This is a genomic window from Microbacterium sp. cf046, from assembly GCF_900114345.1.
Lineage (GTDB): Bacteria > Actinomycetota > Actinomycetes > Actinomycetales > Microbacteriaceae > Microbacterium.
The window spans coordinates 620,834-641,840 of record NZ_FOZJ01000001.1 but is presented as its reverse complement, the minus strand read 5'-3'; the positions used below and the strand labels follow the sequence as shown (position 1 = coordinate 641,840).

At 69.9% G+C, this 21,007-nt stretch carries 14 protein-coding genes; 7 read left to right on the top strand and 7 right to left on the bottom strand.

Features of this window, described 5'->3' with window-relative positions; translation table 11 throughout:
- Positions 1-23: 23 nt before the first annotated feature.
- The 5 genes from BM349_RS02925 to BM349_RS02905 all read left to right on the top strand — a co-directional run bounded on the left by BM349_RS02925 (position 24) and on the right by BM349_RS02905 (position 5,197).
- Positions 24-707: a TetR/AcrR family transcriptional regulator gene (locus tag BM349_RS02925; RefSeq protein ID WP_091702552.1), complete on the top strand. Its 684-nt coding sequence runs from the start codon at positions 24-26 to the stop codon at positions 705-707.
- Positions 704-2,086: a serine hydrolase domain-containing protein gene (locus BM349_RS02920; RefSeq protein ID WP_091702547.1), complete on the top strand. Its 1,383-nt coding sequence runs from the start codon at positions 704-706 to the stop codon at positions 2,084-2,086. Before BM349_RS02925 ends, BM349_RS02920 begins: the two co-directional genes overlap by 4 nt.
- Positions 2,086-3,369: an MFS transporter gene (locus tag BM349_RS02915; protein WP_091702545.1), complete on the top strand. Its 1,284-nt coding sequence runs from the start codon at positions 2,086-2,088 to the stop codon at positions 3,367-3,369. The genes BM349_RS02920 and BM349_RS02915 overlap by 1 nt, the downstream gene beginning before the upstream one ends.
- On the top strand, positions 3,348-4,136 hold the full coding sequence (locus tag BM349_RS02910; RefSeq protein WP_091702543.1) for an alpha/beta fold hydrolase: 789 nt from the start codon (positions 3,348-3,350) through the stop codon (positions 4,134-4,136). Before BM349_RS02915 ends, BM349_RS02910 begins: the two co-directional genes overlap by 22 nt.
- A 380-nt stretch (positions 4,137-4,516) precedes the next feature.
- Entirely contained in the window at positions 4,517-5,197 is a 681-nt protein-coding gene (locus BM349_RS02905; RefSeq protein WP_091702539.1) for a glycosyltransferase family A protein, read from the top strand.
- Here BM349_RS02905 and BM349_RS02900 read toward each other — a convergent pair.
- Together BM349_RS02900 and BM349_RS02895 are read right to left on the bottom strand one after the other, a co-directional pair.
- Entirely contained in the window at positions 5,158-6,462 is a 1,305-nt protein-coding gene (locus tag BM349_RS02900) for a glycosyltransferase (RefSeq protein ID WP_091702535.1), read from the bottom strand. The genes BM349_RS02905 and BM349_RS02900 overlap by 40 nt on opposite strands.
- A 13-nt stretch (positions 6,463-6,475) precedes the next feature.
- A complete protein-coding gene (locus BM349_RS02895) occupies positions 6,476-8,629 on the bottom strand; it encodes a glycosyltransferase (RefSeq protein ID WP_091702530.1) in 2,154 nt (717 codons plus the stop codon).
- 117 nt (positions 8,630-8,746) lie between these two features.
- Between BM349_RS02895 and BM349_RS02890 the strand changes: the two genes are divergently transcribed.
- Positions 8,747-9,925, top strand: coding sequence for a polysaccharide pyruvyl transferase family protein (locus tag BM349_RS02890; RefSeq protein ID WP_091702525.1), 1,179 nt, complete (start codon positions 8,747-8,749; stop codon positions 9,923-9,925).
- 72 nt (positions 9,926-9,997) lie between these two features.
- Here the strand turns inward: BM349_RS02890 and BM349_RS18895 are convergent, their stop codons facing one another.
- Both BM349_RS18895 and BM349_RS02875 read right to left on the bottom strand, forming a co-directional pair.
- Positions 9,998-15,088, bottom strand: coding sequence for a family 78 glycoside hydrolase catalytic domain (locus BM349_RS18895; protein ID WP_254773699.1), 5,091 nt, complete (start codon positions 15,086-15,088; stop codon positions 9,998-10,000).
- A gap of 26 nt (positions 15,089-15,114) precedes the next feature.
- Positions 15,115-16,458 (bottom strand): MFS transporter, encoded by a 1,344-nt coding sequence (locus tag BM349_RS02875; RefSeq protein ID WP_254773698.1) that lies wholly within the window; start codon positions 16,456-16,458, stop codon positions 15,115-15,117.
- A 135-nt stretch (positions 16,459-16,593) separates the two neighbouring features.
- Here BM349_RS02875 and BM349_RS02870 point away from each other — a divergent pair, with 135 nt between their 5' ends.
- Positions 16,594-17,562, top strand: coding sequence for a LacI family DNA-binding transcriptional regulator (locus BM349_RS02870; protein ID WP_091704811.1), 969 nt, complete (start codon positions 16,594-16,596; stop codon positions 17,560-17,562).
- Between the two features lie 12 nt (positions 17,563-17,574).
- Here the strand turns inward: BM349_RS02870 and BM349_RS02865 are convergent, their stop codons facing one another.
- From BM349_RS02865 to BM349_RS02855, 3 genes are read right to left on the bottom strand one after another with little or no spacing between them, the layout of a single operon-like run.
- Complete coding sequence (locus BM349_RS02865) at positions 17,575-19,167, bottom strand: dipeptide ABC transporter ATP-binding protein (RefSeq protein ID WP_091702522.1); 1,593 nt, start codon at positions 19,165-19,167, stop codon at positions 17,575-17,577.
- Complete coding sequence (locus BM349_RS02860) at positions 19,164-20,021, bottom strand: ABC transporter permease (RefSeq protein ID WP_091704808.1); 858 nt, start codon at positions 20,019-20,021, stop codon at positions 19,164-19,166. Before BM349_RS02860 ends, BM349_RS02865 begins: the two co-directional genes overlap by 4 nt.
- Positions 20,018-20,974, bottom strand: coding sequence for an ABC transporter permease (locus BM349_RS02855; RefSeq protein ID WP_091702519.1), 957 nt, complete (start codon positions 20,972-20,974; stop codon positions 20,018-20,020). Before BM349_RS02855 ends, BM349_RS02860 begins: the two co-directional genes overlap by 4 nt.
- Positions 20,975-21,007 lie beyond the last annotated feature (33 nt).

The following is a 21,007-nucleotide window of genomic DNA, read 5'->3' as shown; positions in this document are numbered from 1 at the left end:
GCTCAACGCGGAGGCGAGTTCCCATGACGACGACCAGTCCGGCCAGGAGCGCAGCACCGCGCCGCGGTCGCGGCGTGGCAGCGGGCCTGACCAAGGCGCGCGTCGTCGCCGCTGCCGAGAGGATCATCGACGACCGCGGCTTCGATGCCCTCTCGCTCCGCAGCGTCGCCGCCGAGCTCGGCGTTTCTCCGGCCGCGATCTACAACCATGTGAAGGACCGCTCCGAACTCGTCGACGCCATCGCCGACGACTTCGTCGCCCGCGAGATGCTCGCCGACCTCCCACAGGGGGGCGACCCGGTCGAGTTCGTCCGCGAGGCGGCGCGACGCATCCACCGCGCCGGCTGCCGGCATCCCGAACTGCTCCTGGCGATCGTCGGCCACCGCCCGGAAGTGGAGCGCACCTCCCAGCACCTCTTCGGTGAGCTGATCATCGAGAATCTGCTCGCCGCCGGGGCCTCTGCCCAGCAGGCGCAGCTCATCTATCGGGCGATCATCTCGCTCGCCACGGGCGCCGCCGTCGGGTACCGCAACATCTCCCGCCCTTCGGAGACCACGTTGGCCGAGCGCAAGGAGCGGCAGCGCGCGGCATCCGACCACCCCGAGGCGGCGCAGATCCTGCACGACATGCCCGAGCTGGGCGACGAAGCGGGCTACGAGCGGCAGATCGATCTGGCGCTGGGCGCTCTGGCCTGGGAGGACCGATGACCGACCGACTCGATCATGCGCATTGGAGTGCGCGACTGGCGGCGCTCGCGGAGCGACACGGAGTGCCGGGCGCGCAGCTCGGCATCCTTCTGCTCGACGACGACGGCGAGGACCGCCGGCTCGAGACCGCGACCGGTGTGCTCAGCGTCCGCACCGGTTTCCCGGTCACGCCCGATGCGCTCTTCCAGATCGGGTCCATCACGAAGGTGTGGACGGCGACCCTGATCATGGTGCTCGTCGACGACGGGCGCCTCCGCCTCGATGAGCCTGTCGCCGAGATCCTGCCCGGCTTCGCGCTCGGGGATGCCGACACCGCGCGAGCGCTGACGGTGCGGCACCTGCTCACCCACACGGGCGGGATCGACGGCGACATCTTCATCGACACCGGTCGCGGTGACGACTGCGTGGAGCGCTACGTCGAGCAGCTCGCAACCGCCGAGCAGAGCCATCCGATCGGGGCGACCTGGTCGTACTGCAATTCGGGCTACGTGCTGCTCGGTCGCATCGTCGAGGTGGTCACCGGGATGGGCTGGGATGCCGCGCTCCGCGACCTGCTCATCCGGCCACTCGGTCTCTCGCGCACTGCCACGCTTCCCGAGGACGTGCTGCTGCATCCGGCCGCGATCGGTCACCACGAGCGCGACGACGGGCCGACAGTCGTCCCGGTGTGGCACATGCCTCGATCGTCGAGTCCGGCCGGCGTGATCTCCGCCGCAGCCGGCGACGTGCTCGCATTCGCCGAGCTGCACCTCCGTGGCGGGATCGCGTCCGACGGCAGCCGTCTGCTCAGCGCGGAATCCGCGGCGGCCATGACGGCGCGGCAGGTCGACCTCCCGGACGCGGAGACGCTCGGCGACTCGTGGGGCCTCGGCTGGATCCGCTTCGACTGGTCGGGGCACCGCCTCTACGGGCACGACGGCAACACGATCGGGCAGGCGGCCTTCCTGCGCATCCTCCCGGAGCGCCGGCTGGCCGTGACCCTGCTGGCCAACGGCGGACGCACCAGGGACCTCTATGAGGATCTCTACCGCGAGATCTTCGCCGAGCTCGCAGGCATCGAGATGCGGCGACCGTTCGAACCGGCCACCGAGGCGCCCGCGGAGATCGGAGACTTCGCCGGCCGGTATGAGCGCGCGGGGATCGCGATCGACATCGAGGACGGCGACGACGGCCCGATTCTCCGCAGCACCGCGAGCGGACCGATTGCCGCACTCCTGCCCAATCCGGTGCAGGAGTTCCCGCTCGTCGCCGCCCGCTCCGACATCCTCGCCGTTCGCCCACCGGGTGCGCAGACCTGGATCCCCGTCACCTTCTATGCGCTGCCGACCGGCGAGCGCTACGTGCACTTCGGCGCCCGCGCCGCGAGAAAGGTCGGCTGATGAGCATCGAGACGCTCCCCGCCACGACAGCCCCTGAGGCGATCACCCCCATGCGTCGCCTCGTCCCGGCGATCCTCGCGTCGACGGGCGGGGCCTCGGGGGCGACGCTCGCGCCACTGCAGCTGCTGCTGACCATCCACGTGGTGGCCATCGCAGGCACCGATGCGGCGATCATGTTCGGGTTCGTGACCGGCGCTGGTGCGCTGACCGCCATCATCGCGAACCCTCTCGCGGGCCGGCTCAGCGATCGGACGACCGCTCGACTCGGCCGCCGACGCACGTGGATCCTGGGCAGCGCACTCGTCGGCTCCCTCGTCATGCTCGCGGTGATGTTCACCACAGAGATCTGGCAGGTCGCCCTCGTCTGGGCCGTCGTGCAGGCGGCGTTCACGGTCCAGGTCGCCATCACGAGTGCGCTGCTGGCCGATCAGGTGCCGCCCGATCGTCGCGGCGGGGTGTCCGGACTCATGGGCCTCGGCATCACGATCCTGCCCCTGGTGGTGCTCGCCGTGATCGGCGCGGTAGGTTCCGGGCCGCACCAGTGGTTCATCGCCGGCGGCGTGGGACTCGTCGGTGGCGTGGTCGCGGTGCTGCTCATCCGCGAGCGGCGGCACGTGCCCGTGGACCGCCCGGCGCGGATGAGCGTTCGCGAGCTGCTCAGCGCCTATTGGGTGAGCCCCGTGCGGCATCCGGCGTTCGGGTGGGCGTTCCTCACGCGATTCCTGATCTACTGCTCGTTCGCGACGGGAGCGTTCACGACCTTTCTGCTGCTCGACAAGTTCGGGCTCACCACCGACGAGCTGGCGCCGTACGTCGTCGGGATCGCCGGCGTCGGCATCCTGGGCATCGCGGTCGCCAGTGTCGCCTCCGGATTCATCTCCGACCGGATCCAGCGGCAGAAGCCGTTCGTGCTCGTGGGCGGGATGCTGTCCGCGGTCGGCCTGGTGCTCACGGTCTTCTCACCGACGATCGAGCTGCTGTACCTCAGCTTCGGGCTGAGTGCCATCGGTGCGGGCGTCGTGTACGCCGTGGACAATGCCCTGTGCGTGCGGATGCTCCCCAGCTCGGAGGATGTCGCGAAGGACTTCGGCATCATCAACCTCGCCAGCGGCCTGCCCGCATCGCTCGTGCCGTTCCTGGCTCCGGCACTCCTCGCGCTCGGCGGCTTCCCGGCGCTCTATCTGACTCTGGCGGCCTTCGGGGTGCTCGGCGCCCTCTCGGTCGTCCGGCTTCCCGAGATGGGGAAGGAAGGTGATCCACGATGGGCGCAGATCAACCGGTGACAGTCCTGGGCGATGCGGGGCCGGTGGTGCTCCTGCTGCCCGGCGGTGCGGAAGCTGTCGAGGGCTTCTTCCCCGGCCTACCCGAGGGACTCCTCGCCGACCCCGGATGCCGGATCATCGTCTACGACCGTCCGGGAACTGGCCACTCGACCCAGCCGGGCAGCCTGTCCACGGCGACCGCCGACCTTCACTCCACCGTGTCCGAGCTCGGCCTCGGCCCGGTCGTGGTGATCGGCCAGAGCCTCGGCGGCGCCGTGGCGGCGCTCTTCGCACGCGACCATCCGGAGGACGTCGCCGGGCTGCTCCTCCTGGACCCCACTCCGATCAACGACCCGAAGCTCGCCGCGCGCATCGAGTCGACGATGCGGCGGCTGGAGCGCTTCTCACACGTCCCAGTGCTCGGGCGCGCCGTGCAGGGGTTGCTGCGTTCGACCGCACGGAAGTCGTCTCGTCGTCACGAGATGACGCCCGAGGTGAAGCGCGCCATGTTCGCCGCGGCCGAGGCCGATCTGCCCCAACTGGCGACGGCGGTCGTCGGGCTCGGCGACATCGCGCGCGACTTCGACGCCACGCCCTTGCCCCGCATCCCCTCGATCGTCGTGACCGCGGATCGACCCGAGCGGTCGGCCGCACGGCGAGCCCACGTCCGGCTCGCGAACGCTCTCGGGGCGGAGCTGGTCACCTGGCCCAAGGCCGAGCATCATGTCCACCTCTCGCATCCGAACGAGGTGCTCGAAACCGCCCGTCAGCTCCTGGCGCGGATCTAAGCGGTTCGACGACTGACCGTCGCGAGCAGCGTGGGAGCACGCATCCGGCGGAGCGCCGGCCACGTGGCCCCAGGCCGCGTCACCGTGTGCGGCCCCTTGCACGGACCCTTGGCCTTCCTCAGGCGACTGCGAGCCTTGAGCAGAAAGCACCGAGACAGGAGAAATCTCCGCAACAGGACGGGCCATGGCGGAATCACCTGTGCCGGTGCGATCTCCTGTGTCGGTGCGGCCGACGGATGCGGCGGACGCGGCGATGACAGCGACGCTCAACTTCGGTCAGCGACGCGCTCAGCGACCACGAGCATCAGCTCCGCGAAGTCGATGACCTCGCCGTACGCGTCCGAGGGCCGGCGCCGTCATTGCGCACGTACGCTGGAGGGATGCCGCCCGTCACCGTCGTCGTGCCCTGGCGCCCGGCCCCTTCGCGAGTGCCGGCGTTCGAGTTCGTGCTCGACTGGTACAGCCGTTTCCTGCCTGATTTCCCGGTGCGGACCATCGACACCGACGATGACGTGTTCGTCCTCGCGGCGTGCCGCAATCGGGGGATCGCGGCGGTCGATCCGGACGAGGTGGTCGTCGTGTGTGATGCGGACACCCTTCCCGAGCCCGCGGCGCTGCGCGAAGCGGTCGCCGCGGCGCGCACGAGCGGCCTGGTCCACTTGCCGTACACCGAGTACCGCTGGCTGGGTCGGACCGGAGACGCGCAGCTGCGCGCGGGGGTTCCGGCCGAGGAGTGCGAGCACGATCTGGTGATCGGCGCTTGCTCGGGTGTGTACGTGACGACACCGCGCACCTGGGAACGCCACGGCGGGCAGGACGAGCGGTTCCGGGGCTGGGGATTCGAGGATGCCGCGTGGTACCTCGCCCACGAGGCGCTGCTCGGCGCTCCACCCGTGCGGCACGAGGGCCGGGTCTACGCCCTGCACCACGAGGCCGAGGTTCGCGCGGGTGCCCGCTACGACGCGAACTCGGCTCTGATGGAGCGCTATCGCGCCGCCGAAGGCGACCCGCTCGCCATGGCTCAGCTGGTGGCCGGCGCGCGCGCGGTCAGCAGTTCGTAGGCGATGGCCGGGCCGGGCCGGGCGGACTGCTCCCGAGCGATCGACTGCAGAAGCGGCGACCCCGACAGCGCGCGGACCGCGACCAGCGCCGCGGCCAGCTCGTCGACGCCGGCGGAATTCGGGTCGAGCACGCGACCGACACCGGTACGTTCGATCGCCGCCGCCCCGGCGAACTGATCGGTCGAGAACGGCAGCACCAGCAGGGGCACCCCCTGGCCGAGGGCCTCGGTGACCGAGTTGTTGCCTCCGTGCGTGACGGCCAGCCGCGCTCCCTTCAGCAGCCGCACCTGCGGCAGGTACTCGCGCACCAGCCAGCTCTCGGGAATCGGCCCGAGTTCGGACGGAGGGGTGGAGCCGGTCGCGATCGCCGCCGGCATCCCGATCGACGCCAGCGCCGCGGACACGCGGCGCAGCACGTCGCCGCGCACGGAGAGGAAGCTGCCGAAGCTGACGTAGGCGTACTCACGCGCGGATTCCATCCACGCTTCCACCTGATCGTCGATGGCCTCCACCCGGCGGGTCGAGCCGAGGAAGGCGTGCGGGGGAAGTGCTCGTCCGTCACCGTCGGCGAGGGGCGCAGGGTAGTTGTACAGCACGAGGTCGCCGTGCTCGCCGAACGCGTCGTCCGTGTGCGGCGCCGCCTCGTCCAGCGCGCGCACCGTGCGATTCCACTCGGCCGTGAAGCGAGCGGACACCTCGTCGCACAGCGCACGCAGGTCGTCCAGCTCGTCGACGCCTGGCGTGAAGACGGCCGGCCAGAACGGCGGGAAGCCATACACTTCACCCTCAACCGGGAGGGCGCTGGGATGCCCCAGCACGACATCGGCATACGCGATTCCAGCGGCCTGCAACGCGAGCCGTGCGCTGAACGCGAGGTGGTCCACGATGATCGCGTCCGGCCGCACCACGTCGACCGCGGCCAGGGTGCGCCGGCCGGCATCCACCGGGTCCCACATCAGGTCGGTGAGCCGCTCCTTCGCCTGATACGCGAGCGTCGGGATCATCCCGCGCCGGGTCGCGTCGAAGAACCCGCGGAGCGAATCGGACTCCTCGTCGGACTGCTCCTCTGCGCGGATCACCTTGGCGTTGCTGCCACGGCCGAGCGGCAGGTCGTAGCGCTCGAGCCCGAATTCGCGCACGATCGGGTCTGTCGCCGGCCCGGTCGCGACGACGACGCGCTCCCCGGCATCCCGCCACGTCGTTGCGAGTGTCGCCAGAGGCAGCAGGTGCGAGGCGTAGTCGGGACTGATGACCAGCAGGCTCACGGGGACTCGCCCACTACAGGGTGACCCCGGCGGCGCGGATGAGCTCGGCCTCCTCCGCGGCGACGCCGCGGTAGACCGGGCCGAGCGCGGTGGCCATCGCCTGGATCGTGAAGCTCGTGCGCACCATCTCGTGCGCCGCATCCGCCCGCCCTTCGTCGGATGCTGCCGCGACATCGAGCGCCGCAGCGACGCCGGCTTCGAGTCGCGTGGCATCCCACGTCTGCGTCAGCACGCCGGTCACTCCGTCCTGCACATACGTCGCCGGGCCGCCGCCATCCGGCGCGACGACCATCAGCCCGGTCGCCATCGCCTCGAGGAGCGCGATCCCGAACTCCTCCTTGACGCTCGCGCACACGTACACACCACCCGGCGAGGCGAGCCCGGGAAGGCCGAACCGCGCGGCGGCCAGCCACAACGCGGCGACGTCGTTGGGCCGATGTCCGGCGAGGATCAGGCCCACACGGTCGCGGGTGCCGGCAGGAACTACGGCGTCGATCCGGTCGAGCTGCTCGCGCTCGTCGATCGAGGGATGCTCGAGGTCGCCGCCGATGATCAGCAGGTTCGCCCGTTCGCGCAGGGATCCTGCCGCCCAGGCCTCGACGAGGGTGGCCATACCCTTGACGCGGTGCATCCGACCGAGGCTGACCACGAGCGGCAGCGCGCGCCTGTCGGCGGGGAGCTGCTCGATCAGCGTGCGAAGCTCGCCGATCGCCTCGTCCGGCGCGGCGCCGGCGACGTGTGCTCGCGCGGCGAGGACCGCACGGTCGACGACCGCGAGGTCCACTCCCTCCGCGACGATCGTGTGGCGCTCGGGATGCGAGGTGATGTCGATCCCGACGAGCTGGCTCATATCCCGCTGCAGCTGGGGGCGGGGGAACAGGACGCTGTGCGCGGCGTTGGATGCGAGGCTCTGCACGAGCCGCGCGCGGAACCAGAAGTGCTCGCGCAGGTCGACATCGCCGAATCCGTCACGAGTCAGCGCACCGGAGCGATCGAGCGAGCGGATCACGGCGTGCGGATCGGGAGCGACCGTGAACACGGTCGGGATGCCGAGCTCGCGGGCGACATCCGCTGCCGCGAGGCTGCCGACGTCGGCCATCCGCAGGTGCAGCAGGTCGACCGGTCCCGCGGCACGCAGAATGCGACGGATGCCGCGGCGGGCGGTGACCCGCAGGGGCCATGCCGCAGCGGATGGGACGGGCTGAGGAAGCAGCGGCACCCGCCCGTAGACGTGGCCCGATGTCGCCGAGCCGATCTCGAGCAGGTCTTCGGCGGCTTGGGACACCGGCCCGCGCGAGAGTGTGATGACGCGCTCGACCCCGGTGCTCGGATCGGCGACGAGTGCATCGCCGAGCCGCACGAGCAGCGTCGCGATGCCGCCGTTGTCGCCCGCGCCGACGGCGGCGAGCGAAGGGTCGATGTCGGCGTGGAGGAAGAGCTGACCGATCGTCAGACCCGTGGTGCGCGCGATGCGCGCATCGGGCACGGCGTCCAGGTCGATCAGCGCGAGTCTGGCGACCTCGGCGAGCCTGCCGTCGCCGCTCACGAGGTCGTCGAGGGCTTCGCCGACGCCCGCGACCCCGCGCCGCTGACCCAGGGCTGCGATCGCGGCGACCCGCGCATCCTCGCTCTCGCCGTCGTCACCTGCGATCTCGAGGAGCAGCCGGCCGGCGATCGCCGGGCGCACGAGGCCGAGCGTCTCGACGAGCCGCGCACGAGCGCCGGGTTCGTCGGTTCCCAGAAGAGCGGTCTCGAGGCTGACGGCGAGTGTCTCGGCCGCCGTCGTCGACCACTTCTCGAGCGTGCGCTGCGCGAGCATGCCGGTGAACCCGCCCGCGGCGATCTGGCCGATCAAGCGGCCCATCGCGTCGAAGCGCGGGAGCCCGGAGCCGAGGGCCCAGGCTGCGTGCTCGCGGATCGTGGGCCGTTCGTCCGAGAGCAATGCGGTCAGCATCCGTGCGGCCTGCTCGTCGAAGATCTCGGCGAGCGCATGCACGGCGGAGATCGCGGCGACCTGGTCCTCACCGTTCAGCGCGGTGGCCAGCACGCGGAGGGTGCGGACTCCGGGGTCGCGGCCGGCTTCGAACGCGAGGTCGTCGGCGAGACGGATGGCCTCGACGATCCCGGGCGCGTCGCGGACCGCATCCAGAGCCGTCTGCACGCCCATGTCACGTCCGATCGTCGACCGCCTCAGAGCGGGCGGGCGTTCGATCGTAGCCCGCCTGGGGAGGGGTGAGGGTGGGCTAGCGTGAACGGGTTCGCGCCAATATCCTGAGGAGCTCTCATGCGGGTCGTGGCCCTTGGCGATGTCGGTGTGGTCGACGACATGATGCACATCGGCGATGAGGCGATGTTCCAGGCAGCACGCGACGAGATCGCGGTGCGCGGTGGCTCGCTCGTGGCGATCTCGTCGGCGCCGAACGAGACGGCGGCCCGGTATGGCCTCGACGCCGTGCCCCGCATCCGGTTCGACGGACTCGACCGCACCGATGCGGATGCACGATTGGCGGCAGTCCTCGCCCTCGCGGAGGGTCGCGACTCCCTCGCCGCCGACGACACCGCGCGCGCCGTCGTGGATGCTGTCGCCGGCGCGGACGGCGTACTCATCACGGGGGGCGGCAACCTCGCCTCCACCTGGCCCCTGCACGTCTACGAACGGGCCGCACTCGCCGGCATCGCCGCCCGCGTGGGCCGGCCGCTCGTCGTCTCGGGTCAGACGCTCGGCCCCGACCTGCGCGGTCGCGACCGGGAACTCACCGCAGGCCTGCTCCGCTCGGCCGAACTGGTCGGCGTCCGTGAGTCGAGGTCGCACGACCTCGCCGCCGATCTGGGCGTGCATGCTCGACTCGGCGTGGACGACGCCTCATTCCTCGGAATGCCGGCACCGGATGCCGCTCCCGCCCGCGCCGGAGTGCTGGTCAGCCTCTCACTCTCCCTTGGCCGCGCGCCGCGGACAGAGACCGTCACACGGATCGCCGCGCTGGTGGACGCCGCCGCGGACATGACCGGCGGTCCGGTCCGATTCCACGCCCACTACGGGCCACTCATCGGCACCGAGCCGCGAGGAGATGCGGTCCTGCACGACCAGGTGCGAGCGCGGATGCGCGTGCCGTCGACAGTCGTTCCCACCGGAGACGCGACGGCAGCGGCATCCCTCGCCCGTTCCACCGCCCTCCTGATCACCGGCCGCTATCACCCGGCCGTGTTCGCGGCCCCGGCAGGAGTCCCGATGCTCGGACTCGTCACCGACGATTACACGGCCGTCAAACAGCGCGGGGCACTGGCGCACTGGGGTCAGGACGCAACCGTGCCGATCGCCGAGGCCGACACGGCGGGCATTCCGCAGATTCTCTCGCTCTGGCGCAACCGCGCCCGCATCGCTGACGCAGCCGCGGAGCGGCTGCCGCGTCACCGCGCCGACGCGGAGGACTGGTGGGACGCGATTGCGATCACACTCGGTTAGCGAACGGTGCCGTCGCGCAACTCGACACCGCAAGGAGGCGACGCATCGTCTGCGTCGCCTCCGCCCGCTTCGTCACACTTCCGCCATGGCATGCGCCGACGCGGGTTCCTCGGCAGCCATCAGGCTGAGGGCGATCAGCTGGTCGAGCGCCTCGTCAGGGATCTCGACACCGGGGAACCGGGCGAACTGCCCCATCGGCATGGACTCCACCATCTTGAGCATGTTGCCGTTGTCTTCGGCGGCAGCCAGCTGCTCCTCGGAGGCGCCGGCCATCATGGCCTGCATGAGCGCCGGCCCCACCACGGGGTGCCCGAACCAGTCCCCGACGGTGGAGTCCAGGCTGAGCGGCTTCGGTCGGTCCGTGTCCCCCGCCAGGGCGACCGTCGCCTCAAGGGCGATGTCGACGGCGGAGCGTGCCAGCTGCACCGTGTACGTGCCGGGCGCAACCCACCACCGGTCAGCGGTGACGTCCCAGAACGCGAACACGCGCCGATCGAGGTCCAGCTCGACAACGGTCGATTCACCCGGTTGCAGGTGCACCTTGGCGAACCCGGCGAGCTCTCGCACGGGTCGGCGAACTCGTGACGGCGCCGGTGCCACGTAGAACTGCACCACGTCGGCGCCGGCGACCTTCCCGGTGTTTCGAACCGTGACCCGCACCCGCGCAGTATCACCACTGGTGGCGGTCGCTTCCAGCGCCTCGTGCGAGAAGGTCGTGTAGCTGAGCCCGTGCCCGAATGCGTACCGGGTGCCGCGCTGCGCTGTCGTGTAATGGCGGTAGCCGACGAAGACGCCCTCGCCGTAGCGGACGGTGCCATTCTCCCCCGGGAAGTTCAGGTAGGACGGGTTGTCCGTCACGGCATAGGGGATGGTTTCGGCCAGACGGCCCGATGGGTTCACCGCGCCGGTGAGCACATCGGCGAGCGCCCCGCCGACGCCCTGCCCGAGAGCCCAGCCTTCCACGATCGCGTCCACGGAGTCGTGCCAGGGTTCGAGTGTCACGACTCCGCCGTTCATGAGCACCACGACAGTGCGCTCGGCCACGGCCGCGACCGCCTGGATGAGAGCGACGTGGGCGGCCGGCAGGTCGATGTCGTCGCGGTCGAATCCCTCCGACTGGTCCACCTCGTACAGGCCGGCGAACACGATGGCAACGTCAGTGGATGCCGCGACACGGCGAGCCTCGTCCAGCAAGGCTGCGGCATCCGTCGTCCGGTCTTTCGAGTACCCCTGCGCGTACGCGACGTTCTCGTCGCCGAGCGCGCGGCGCAGTTCGTCCAGCGGCAGGTCGATGCGGGTGGGGTTCACGTGTGAGCTTCCGCCGCCCTGGTACTGCGGGTCGACGGCGAAGCCACCGAGCACGGCTACCTTCTGCCCGTGCGCGAGCGGGAGCACGCTTCCTTCGTTGCGCAGGAGGACGACGGATTCGGCACCGGCACGGCGCGCGAGGGCGTGGTGCGCATCGAGATCCACCTTCACGTCGGTGGAGGGGGTGCTGCGTTCGGCGAGCCGGGCGACTCGAGCGAAGCTTCGCTGCACGACCTCCCGACCGAGGCGCCCCTCACGGACGGCGGCGAGGATCGCGGCCGTGCCCTCGTCACCCGAGCCGGGCATCTCGAGATCCAGGCCGGCGCGGAGTGCCTCGACGCGGTCCTTGATCGCCCCCCAGTCTGAGACGACGAGTCCTTCGAAGCCCCATTCTTCGCGCAGAAGTTCGGTGAGCAGCCAGTGGTTCTCGGAGGCGAAGACCCCGTTGAGGGCGTTGTAGGCGCTCATCACCGTGGCGGGGGCCGCCTCGGTGACGATCCGCTCGAACGCGGGGAGGTAGATCTCTCGCAGGGTGCGGGCGTCGACCTCGGCGCTGATCCGCATCCGCTCGGTCTCCTGGTTGTTCACCGCGAAGTGCTTGACGGATGCCCCGACACCGGTGCTCTGCAGACCCTGAACCCACTGCGACCCGAGCTCGCCGCTCAGACGAGGATCCTCGGAGAGGTACTCGAAGGTGCGGCCACCCAGGGGAGACCGTTTGATGTTGACGCCGGGGCCGAGGACGATGTCCACGCCGAGAGTGCGTGCCTCGCGGCCGATCGCTGCTCCCACCTCGCGGATCAGGTCGCGGTCCCAGCTGGAGGCGATCGCTGCGCCCGGGGGGAAGCACGTGGCTGGTTCGCTCGCGTTCATGCCGAGGTTGTCAGCACCCGCCTTCTGCAGCCGCACCCCGTGCGGCCCGTCGACCAGAGTCATCGCCCGGATACCTTCGCCGGCCTTGGTCCACCAGAAGCCAGCGCCGGTGAGCATGCCGGCCTTCGCCGCGAGCTCTGCGTCCTCCTCAACCGTCGGTTCGGGTGCGGTGATCACGTCGAGCGGGATCTCCTCCCCGGCCGAGATCGCAGCGAACCCGCGCTCGAGATCGGCCAGCACTCCGGCAGGATTCGGGAGCATCCCCGTGATCTGCCTCGGTGTCACTTCTTCCTGACCCCGCAAGCCGCCGGACATATGCTCGGCGGCTTCGGGAATCCACTTCGCGATCACGCCGGTCAGCACAGCCACCGCCTGCTTGTCGTCGATGATGTCGCCCATGCGCGAGTCGACCGTGAAGGTCCGCGCCGTTTCGGCATCCACCTCGAACGGCTCGGTGAATTCGTACGAGCCTGCCTCCACCTGCTGGGTCGCGCCCGACGGGAGGATGATCTCGGCGGTCGCACCGACCGGAATGGTGACGCTCAGGTGAAGCTGCCCGTCGGCGAGTTCCCATCCGGACGCTGCGCGACCGTAGGGGGTGTTCAGGGTGGCGGATGCGGCGTCGAGACCGCGGCGAGGTGGTTGCGGTGCGATCCGGAGGCGCCGGTACCCGGGCGCGGCGGGGGCGAGGCCGGCGACGACGCGGTGCATCCAATCGGCCACCGCACCGAAGGCGTAGTGGTTGAACGAGGTCATTCCACTGGGATTGACCGTTCCGTCGGGAAGCAGTGAATCCCACCGCTCCCAGATCGTGGTCGCGCCCTGCTCGACGGTGTACAGCCACGACGGGGCGTCGGTCTGCAGCAGCAGCCGGTACGCCACATCGGCGTGCCCGTTGGCGCTCAGCGCATCGGTGACGATCGGGGTGCCGATGAAACCGGTGGAGATCTTGTACCCGTTGCCGGCGACGACCTGGGCGAGCCGGTCGGCGGCGTGCTGCCGCTCAGCGGGGTCGTCGATCAGGTCGAACACCAGTGCCAGGGCGTACGCGGTCGCCGAGTCCGACAGCATCCGGCCCGAACGGGACACGTATTCGCGGAAGAACGCCGTCTTCACCTCGTCCGCCAACGCGCCGTAGCGGGCGGCGGCGTCGGAGCGCCCGAGGAGCTTTGCGCTCTCGGCGACGATGCGGGCGGAGCGGGCGAAGTAGGCGGTCGCGACGATCTCCGGGTAGGTCTGCGCCTGTTCGGGACGGTTCGCGGGTGCGGTCGGGTCGAGCCAGTCGCCGAACTGGAAGCCCGCGCTCCACACCCGGTCCTCCCCCGCGGCGGCCGTCACCTCGTCGACCCATGAGGCCATACTGTCGAACTGGGTGTCCAGGATCCTGAGATCCCCGTAGGCCTGGTAGATGGTCCACGGCACCACGGTTGCCGCGTCGGCCCATCCGGCGGTCGGGCCGGTGTACCCGGTGACGATGGCCGGAACGGTCATCGGCGTACCGCCGAGGTTGCGCTGTTCGGCGGCGAGGTCTTTGAGCCACGAGGTCAGGAAGCCCGCCGAGTCGTACAGGTAGGTCGCCGTCGGAGCGAACACCTGCAGATCGCCGGTCCAGCCGAGACGCTCATCGCGCTGCGGGCAATCGGTGGGGATGTCGACGAAGTTGCCCTTCATCCCCCACACGACGTTCTCATGCAGCCGCTGCACCAGCGGATCCGACGTCGTGAACGATCCGGTGCGCTCCATGTCGGAGTGCATCACCTCCGCGACCACGGCAGGGGGATCGAACTCGCCCGGCCACCCGGTGACCTCGGCGTACCGGAACCCGTGGAAGGTGAACCTCGGGGCCCAGGACTCTGCGCCGGTCCCGGCGAGGGTGTAGGTGTCCGTTGCTTTTGCACCGCGGAGCGGCCCGACGGCGAGCTCGCCGAGTTCGAGGACCTCCGCGTGCCGGAACGTGATGACCGTGCCCGCATCCCCCGTGACGGTGATCCGGAGGCGGCCGACGAGGTTCTGACCGAAGTCGAGGATCGTTCTGCCCGAAGGCGAGGTGAGCATCTCCTGCACCTGGCGGGTCTCCACGACGCGGACCGGTGGGCCGTCCGGCGCGACGAGCGTCGCGCCGATCGGCTCGCGGACCGCGACGGGCGTCCACCCGGCAGCATCGAATCCGGGCGATGACCACCCCGCGTGGAACGCGCGGGCGTCATAGTCTTCCCCGTTGTAGATATCGGCCTCGGCGATCGGTCCGCGACCCGCGGCCCAGTCGGGGCCGGTGCCGATGACCTGGCGGCTTCCGTCGGCGTAGTCGATCTCCAACTGGGCGAGCAGGCTCAGCTGGGCACCGTAGAGGGCCTTCTTCTCACCCCAGCCGAGGTACCCGCGCCACCACCCGTCGCCGAGCCACGCGCCGATCGCATTGGCGCCAGTGGCGATCAGGTCAGTCACGTCATAGGTGGTGTACCGCAACCGGGACTCGTACGTCGTCCAGCCAGGAGCGAGCTCATCGTCGCCGACTCGGCGTCCGTTGATCTCGAGCTGGAACAGCCCGTGCCCGGTGGCGTACACGCGCGCCCGCGAGATTGCAGCATCCGTGGTCTGAAAGTCTGTGCGCAGCAGGGGAGATGCCACGGCGTCGTCAGCCGGGCCTACCAGCTGGGCGGACCAATCGGCAGCGTCGAGCAGCCCGGCCTCGACGGCGGCCCACGGTCCCCACTCGCTGGTGGCGCCGTCCGCGCCGACGACGCGCACCCGCACCTCGCGGCGCTCGCGAGACCGCAGCGGCGCGAACGGCCATGGCACGAGCACCGAGTCCGTGGACTCCACGGCGACCACCTCGCCGCCCCGCTGCTCGAGTTCGTACCCGGCCTGTGCCCACCCGGCGGGGGCGTGCGTGGTCTGCCACGAGAGACGGGGTGCTGTTTCCCCGATGCCGAGGGCCTCTCGGTGATGCTCGAAGCGGACGGGGGTGACAATGAGGATCATGGCGGTTCTCTCGGCGGGAGGGGCGGTCAGCGGGCGGAGCGGATGCGGAGGATGACGAGTCCACCCAGAAGGACACACGCAGCGGCGATGAAGAACAGCAGCGAGTAGTTCTTCGCGGCGCCGGTGACCCCGATGAGCAGGATGCCCGAGGCGATGAACGGTGCTGCGGCCTGCGGAATGGAGGTCGCGAATCCGGTGATCCCCATGAAGCGGCCCGCATCGGTCTGCTTCTCAGGGAGGACGTCCAGGAGCAGAGCCTGATCGACCGCGGCGAACAGGCCGATGCCGAGGGAGACGATCAGAGAGCCCGCGAACAGGAACGGGAGGGTCGATGACAGCGCCATGGTCACCATCCCGACGGCCATGATGGCCCCGCCTGCCACGAGGAAGATCTTGCGTCGCCGGAAACGATCGGACATGAAGCCACCTCCGAGGGCCCCCGCGGTGGTGGCGAGGATGCCGACGGCGCCGAGCGTGCCGATCACGCCGGAGACCTCCGTGATCGAGACACCGAGTCGATCAGCGAAGAAGAAGGCGGTGAAAGTGGTGTTGAGGGTGAGCCCGAAGTAGAAGAAGAAGCGTCCCAGCCAGTTCCAGGAGAAGTCGGGGTATGTGCGCGGGTTGTAGACGTACTTGCGCAGCACGCCCGCCAGCCCGATGCGTTCGAGCGGCAGCGCGCGGCTGTCGTCCTCGTGCACGAGAGTCACGAAGAGTGTGACGAGCACTACGCCTACCGCGCCGGGGATCAAGAACAGCAGCAGGGCGTCGCCCGTGACGCCGATCGTGGCGATGACGCCGATGACCGGGGCCACTTGCGTCGCAAACCCGGTCAGGCCGGCGACCTTGCCACGCTGAGATTCCGGCAGGCGGTCGGCGGTCGAGTTCTGCAGGTTGCCCAGGACGGTCCCCCATCCCCACTGCGCAAGGATCCAGCCTGCACCGAGTACGAGAACGGACGGTGCGAGCGCCATGACGATCAGGGAGATGACCCCCACCACCATGCCGCCGATCATGAAGGGTCGACGACGACCGATCCGGGTGCGGGTCCGATCGCTCCAGATCCCCATGAACGGAGCGGTGAGCATCACCCAGAGCGCCCCGGCACCCGTGATGTAGCCCAGATACTCCTGGTTGTCCGGTGCCAGTTCACCCAGCCGAACCGCGAGCGAGATCGCGATCGGGGTGATGAATGCCATGAAGACGCCGAACTGCGCCAGCACCATGAACCAGATGTACCGGGCATTCACAGGAGCCAGATCGTCCGGAGGCGAGGTGGCCTCCGCGACCAGGATGTCGGGATCCGCCGGCGTCGTGGGGATGGTCGCGGGCATGGGGACGACGATCGGCTCGTCCCGATTCGGAGTGGTCACAGGAGACTCCATTGTCAGTGGTCATGAGGCACTAGCACGCGCTAGCTGCTCTGATGGTACATACTGGGACTAGCGCGCGCAAGTGCGTGGGGAAAGGACGGTGAACGGCCCGTGCAGGACACGTCGACGAAGCGAGTGACCGCTGCCGACATCGCCCGCTCGTTGGGGATCTCCCGCGCGACCGTCGGGTTCGTGCTCAATGACACACCCGGTCAGACCATCTCCTCCGTGACGCGGGACCGTGTGCTTGCCGAAGCCAAGCGGCTCGGGTATCGCCCCAACAGTGCGGCCCGCGCGTTGGCGAGCGGCCACAGCCGCATCATCCTCCTCGTGCTTCCCGACTGGCCCCTCGACTACAGCCTGCGAGCGAACCTCGACGAGGCCTCGCTCGCCCTCGACGAAGCGGGATACTCGCTGGTCACGATGACGCCGCACCCGGGCGGACACGCGCTCCCTCTCTGGGAGACGCTCCGTCCCGACGTGGTGATGGGCATGACGCCGTTCTCGGTCGACCAGCTCGCGCAGATCCACGCGAGCGGCATCACGCACGTCATCCCGGACACTCCCGCGGGCGAACCCGTCGCTGGGGACGAACTCGGCTTCGCCACCGGGCCCCGGTTGCAGGTCGGGCACCTCGTTGACCGCGGCCGCCGCCGTCTCGCTTTCGCCGGATCCACCGACCCGCGCCTCACCGACCTTGTTGCGCAGCGACGCGAGTTGACCCGAGCGAGCGCGATCGAGCTCGCCGGCGCGCCGCTCGCCGCGGATGAAGACATCGACGAGCTGTCCGTCACAAGGGCCGTCTCCGAGTGGACCCGCAACGGGATCGACGGTGTGATCGCCTACAACGATGACATCGCGGCGCTCGTGATCGGCGCCGCCCTGCGCGCCGGAGTCGACGTCCCCGCCCGGCTCGCCGTCATCGGCCACGACGACACGCCACTGGCGCGCCTGTTCGTCCCCTCACTCTCGAGTGTGCGGATCGACAGCGCCGGACTCGGTCGCTATCTCGCGCAACTCGCGCTCAGCGCCGCCACGGGTTCTCCCCCGCCTGGCGCCGGCCCGGAGACGGATGCCGCGCTCGTCGTGCGCGAGACAACCTGAGTGCCCGGCGGGTCAGCGGTTGAGTTGCCGGGGCACGGACGCGACCAGGCGCTGGGTGTACGGATGCTGTGGGTCGGCCAGGAGCAGCGCGGTCGGACCGTGCTCGACGATCTCACCGCGACTCATTACGGCGGTCACTTCGCACACGGACCGCACGACCGAGAGATCGTGACTGATGAACAGCAGCGTCAGTCCGCGCGACTCGCGGAGGGATGCGACGAGGTCGAGCACCTGGGCCTGCACCGACACGTCCAACGCGCTCGTCGCCTCATCCATTACGAGCACATCGGGTTCGACGGCCAGTGCGCGGGCGATCGCGACGCGCTGCCGCTGTCCTCCCGACAGCGTGCGCGGCTTGGCGGTCGCGTGCTTCTCGTCCAACCCCACCGACTTCAGCAGAGAGATCACGCGCGCCCTGGCGTCCGTCGACGTCGCACGATCATGGAGGCGCAGCGCGTCGGCGATCGCCCGGCCGGCCGAGATCCGCGGGTCGAGCGAGAGGAACGGGTCCTGGAATACCATCTGCACACTGCGCGCGTGTGCCCGGCGCTCGCCACGCGTGCGCGGCGACGCAGTGCGATCGCGCCCCGAGATCGTGATATCGCCCGTGTCGGCGCGCTCAAGACCGACGATCATGCGGGCCAGTGTGGACTTGCCGGATCCGGATTCGCCCACGATCGCGAGCGCGCCACCGGCGGGGACCTCGAAGGAGGCATCGCGCACCGCAACGACCGGGTCCATCTTGCGCGGCGTGTAAGTCTTGCCGACGCCGCGGACGAGGAGAAGAGGTGATCCCTCGGCCGGCGGGGCGGGTGCAGCACCGCGGAGAGCGCCGGTGAGGCTGGGGGTCGCCTCGACGAGGTGGGCCGTGTATCGCGTCCGCGGCTGCCGGAGCACCTCCAGAGCCGGACCGTGCTCCTCCACCGCTCCGGCGCGCATCACCACGAGGCGGTCGCACAGCGACGCAGCGAGGTTGAGGTCGTGCGTGATGAAGAGAAGGCCCATCGATCGCGTGTCGCGCAGCTCCTGCAACAGGGCGACGATCTCCGACTGCGTCGTGACATCCAACGCCGTCGTGGGTTCGTCGCACACCAGCAGCTTCGGGTCGCTCGTCAGAGCGCCCGCGATCATCACGCGCTGCAGCATCCCGCCGGAGAGCTCGTGCGGGTATTGACTCAGGTGGTCCTCGGGCCGCGGGAGGCGCACCGCGGTGAGCAGTTCGAGGGCGCGCTCGCGCGCGGATGCGCGACTCATGCCACGGCAGAGGCGGAGGGACTCCGTCATGTGGTCGCCGATGGTCCGCATCGGGTTGATCCCCGACCGCGGATCCTGGAAGATCATCGCCGCCTCATGCCGCCGCACGGCCAGCACATCGCGATCGCGGGCGTCGAGGGCGTCGATCCCGTTCACCACGACCGAACCTGTGGTCCGAGCACCGCTGGGCAGAAGACCGAGAACGGACCGCGCGGTCAGCGACTTGCCGGACCCCGACTCGCCGACGAGCCCGACCGTCTCGCCGCACTCGACGTTGAGCGAGATGCCGTGCAGCAGGGAGGTCCCGTCGGCCACGGCGAGCGTCAGATCGCGGATGTCGAGAAGGCTCATCGCGATCCCTCCCCCACTCGGCGCGACAGTTCCTCGCCGATGATGTTGACGGCGACGACCACGATGACGACCGCGACGGCCGGGGCCAGTGCGGGAAGGAAGTGCCCGCCGGAGAGGCCTGCCTGCGCCTCGTTGATCATGCCGCCCCAGTCCGGTGTGGGGGGCTGCACACCCAGCCCGAGGAAGGAGAGCGCGGCGAGTTCGGCCAGCACGTATCCGAAGTTGAGCGTGGACTGCGCTCCGACGAGGGGGGTGACGTTGGGCAGCACCCGTCGCAGTGCGATCCAGGCTCCGCCGAAACCCTGCACCCGGTAGGCCGACACGTAGGCACGGTGTCGCTCGGCGGTGACGAGCGTGCGCGTGAGACGTGCGACGAACGGAATGTACGCGATGCTCATCGCGACAACGGGTGCCACGAACCCCTTGCCGAACAGTGCGACGGCCATGATCGCGATCAGCAGTGACGGGAAGGCGAAGACGACATCGAACAGGCGCCCGAGCGTCGCGTCCAGCCATCCGCCCCGCCACCCGGCGAGCAGTCCCAGCAGTGCACCCAGCGCAGTCGAGACCACGACGACCAGGAGTGGCCCGAGCAGAGCGGTGCGTGCGCCGAAGATGATGCGGCTCAGGATGTCGCGTCCCAGCCCGTCGGTGCCGAGCCAGTGGGCGGGACTCGGGGCTGCGTACACGGCTCCGAAATCGACTGCCTCCGGGTTGTACGGCGCGACGAACGGTGCGCACACCGCGGCGAGTGCGAAGAGTGCCAGCACACCTGCGCTCACGAGGAACACCGCGTCGCTGCGCGTCGCGCGGGGCGTCTGCAACACGCGGACCGCCACAGTCGGAGAGGTCATCGGGCACCCGCTCCCGCCGCCGTGCGCGGATCGATCCACGGTTCGAGCACATCGATGATGGCATTCACCACGACGAACGCCAGTACGACGAACAGCACGATCGCCTGCACGACGGGGAAGTCGAGGCGGTCGACGGACTGCACGAGCAGCGACCCCATGCCCGCGAGCCCGAACGCGGACTCGACGATCGAGCTCGCCACAAGCAGGCCCGCGACGAGGATGCCGCTCACCGTGAGGATCGGCCATAGCGAGTTGCGGAAGACGTGGCGACGGATCACCGCGGATCTCGCCAGCCCCCGGCTGGTCGCCACCTCGACGTGCTCGCGATCGAGCTGCTCGACCATCGCCGACCGCGTGACCTTGGCCACGAGCACGGTGAAGACGATCGCGAGCGCGATGGAGGGCAGCACGAGGTGGTAGACGGTGTCGGCGAATCCCTCACCCGAACCGAACGACGGGAACCATCCGAGCTGCACCGAGAAGACGGCGATCAGCACGATCGAGCCGACGAACGAGGGAATCGCTGCCAGGATCGTGAGGGCCACGAGCACCAGACGGTCGGCGGCCCGGCCGCGATTGAGGGCCGCGACCGCGCCCGCGAGGAGGCCGAAGACGGCGATCATCGCACCGGCCATCACGACCAGGCCGAGCGTCACCGGCAGTCGTTCGCCGAGAACGACCGCGACATCCTGCCGGTACTGCAGCGAACGTCCGAAATCGCCGTGCAGGATGCCGCTCAGCCAGTTGAGGTACTGCTGCCACGGCGGCAGATCCAGGCCGTACTGCGCCGTCACCTCGGCGACCGCCTCGGGACTCGGCTTCCGACCGCGGAGGAGGAAGTCGACAGGGTCCCCGGGCACGAGGAACCGAGAGAAGAAGACGAGCAGCGACGCGAGGAAGAGGGTGAGCAGGAGCCCGCCCAGCTTCCCCGCGACGCGGCGGACGGCGGTCACGTCGACCCCCCTCGACCGGGGTCCGCCGCTGCG

Bases quoted from the DNA above. Each gene is read 5' to 3' on its own strand.
- BM349_RS02910 (WP_091702543.1), top strand. From the start codon at position 3,348: ATGGGCGCAGATCAACCGGTGACAGTCCTGGGCGATGCGGGGCCGGTG.
- BM349_RS18895 (WP_254773699.1), bottom strand. From the start codon at position 15,088: ATGATCCTCATTGTCACCCCCGTCCGCTTCGAGCATCACCGAGAGGCC.
- BM349_RS02920 (WP_091702547.1), top strand. From the start codon at position 704: ATGACCGACCGACTCGATCATGCGCATTGGAGTGCGCGACTGGCGGCG.
- BM349_RS02925 (WP_091702552.1), top strand. From the start codon at position 24: ATGACGACGACCAGTCCGGCCAGGAGCGCAGCACCGCGCCGCGGTCGC.
- BM349_RS02890 (WP_091702525.1), top strand. From the start codon at position 8,747: ATGCGGGTCGTGGCCCTTGGCGATGTCGGTGTGGTCGACGACATGATG.
- BM349_RS02895 (WP_091702530.1), bottom strand. From the start codon at position 8,629: ATGGGCGTGCAGACGGCTCTGGATGCGGTCCGCGACGCGCCCGGGATC.
- BM349_RS02865 (WP_091702522.1), bottom strand. From the start codon at position 19,167: ATGAGCCTTCTCGACATCCGCGATCTGACGCTCGCCGTGGCCGACGGG.
- BM349_RS02860 (WP_091704808.1), bottom strand. From the start codon at position 20,021: ATGACCTCTCCGACTGTGGCGGTCCGCGTGTTGCAGACGCCCCGCGCG.
- BM349_RS02905 (WP_091702539.1), top strand. From the start codon at position 4,517: ATGCCGCCCGTCACCGTCGTCGTGCCCTGGCGCCCGGCCCCTTCGCGA.
- BM349_RS02915 (WP_091702545.1), top strand. From the start codon at position 2,086: ATGAGCATCGAGACGCTCCCCGCCACGACAGCCCCTGAGGCGATCACC.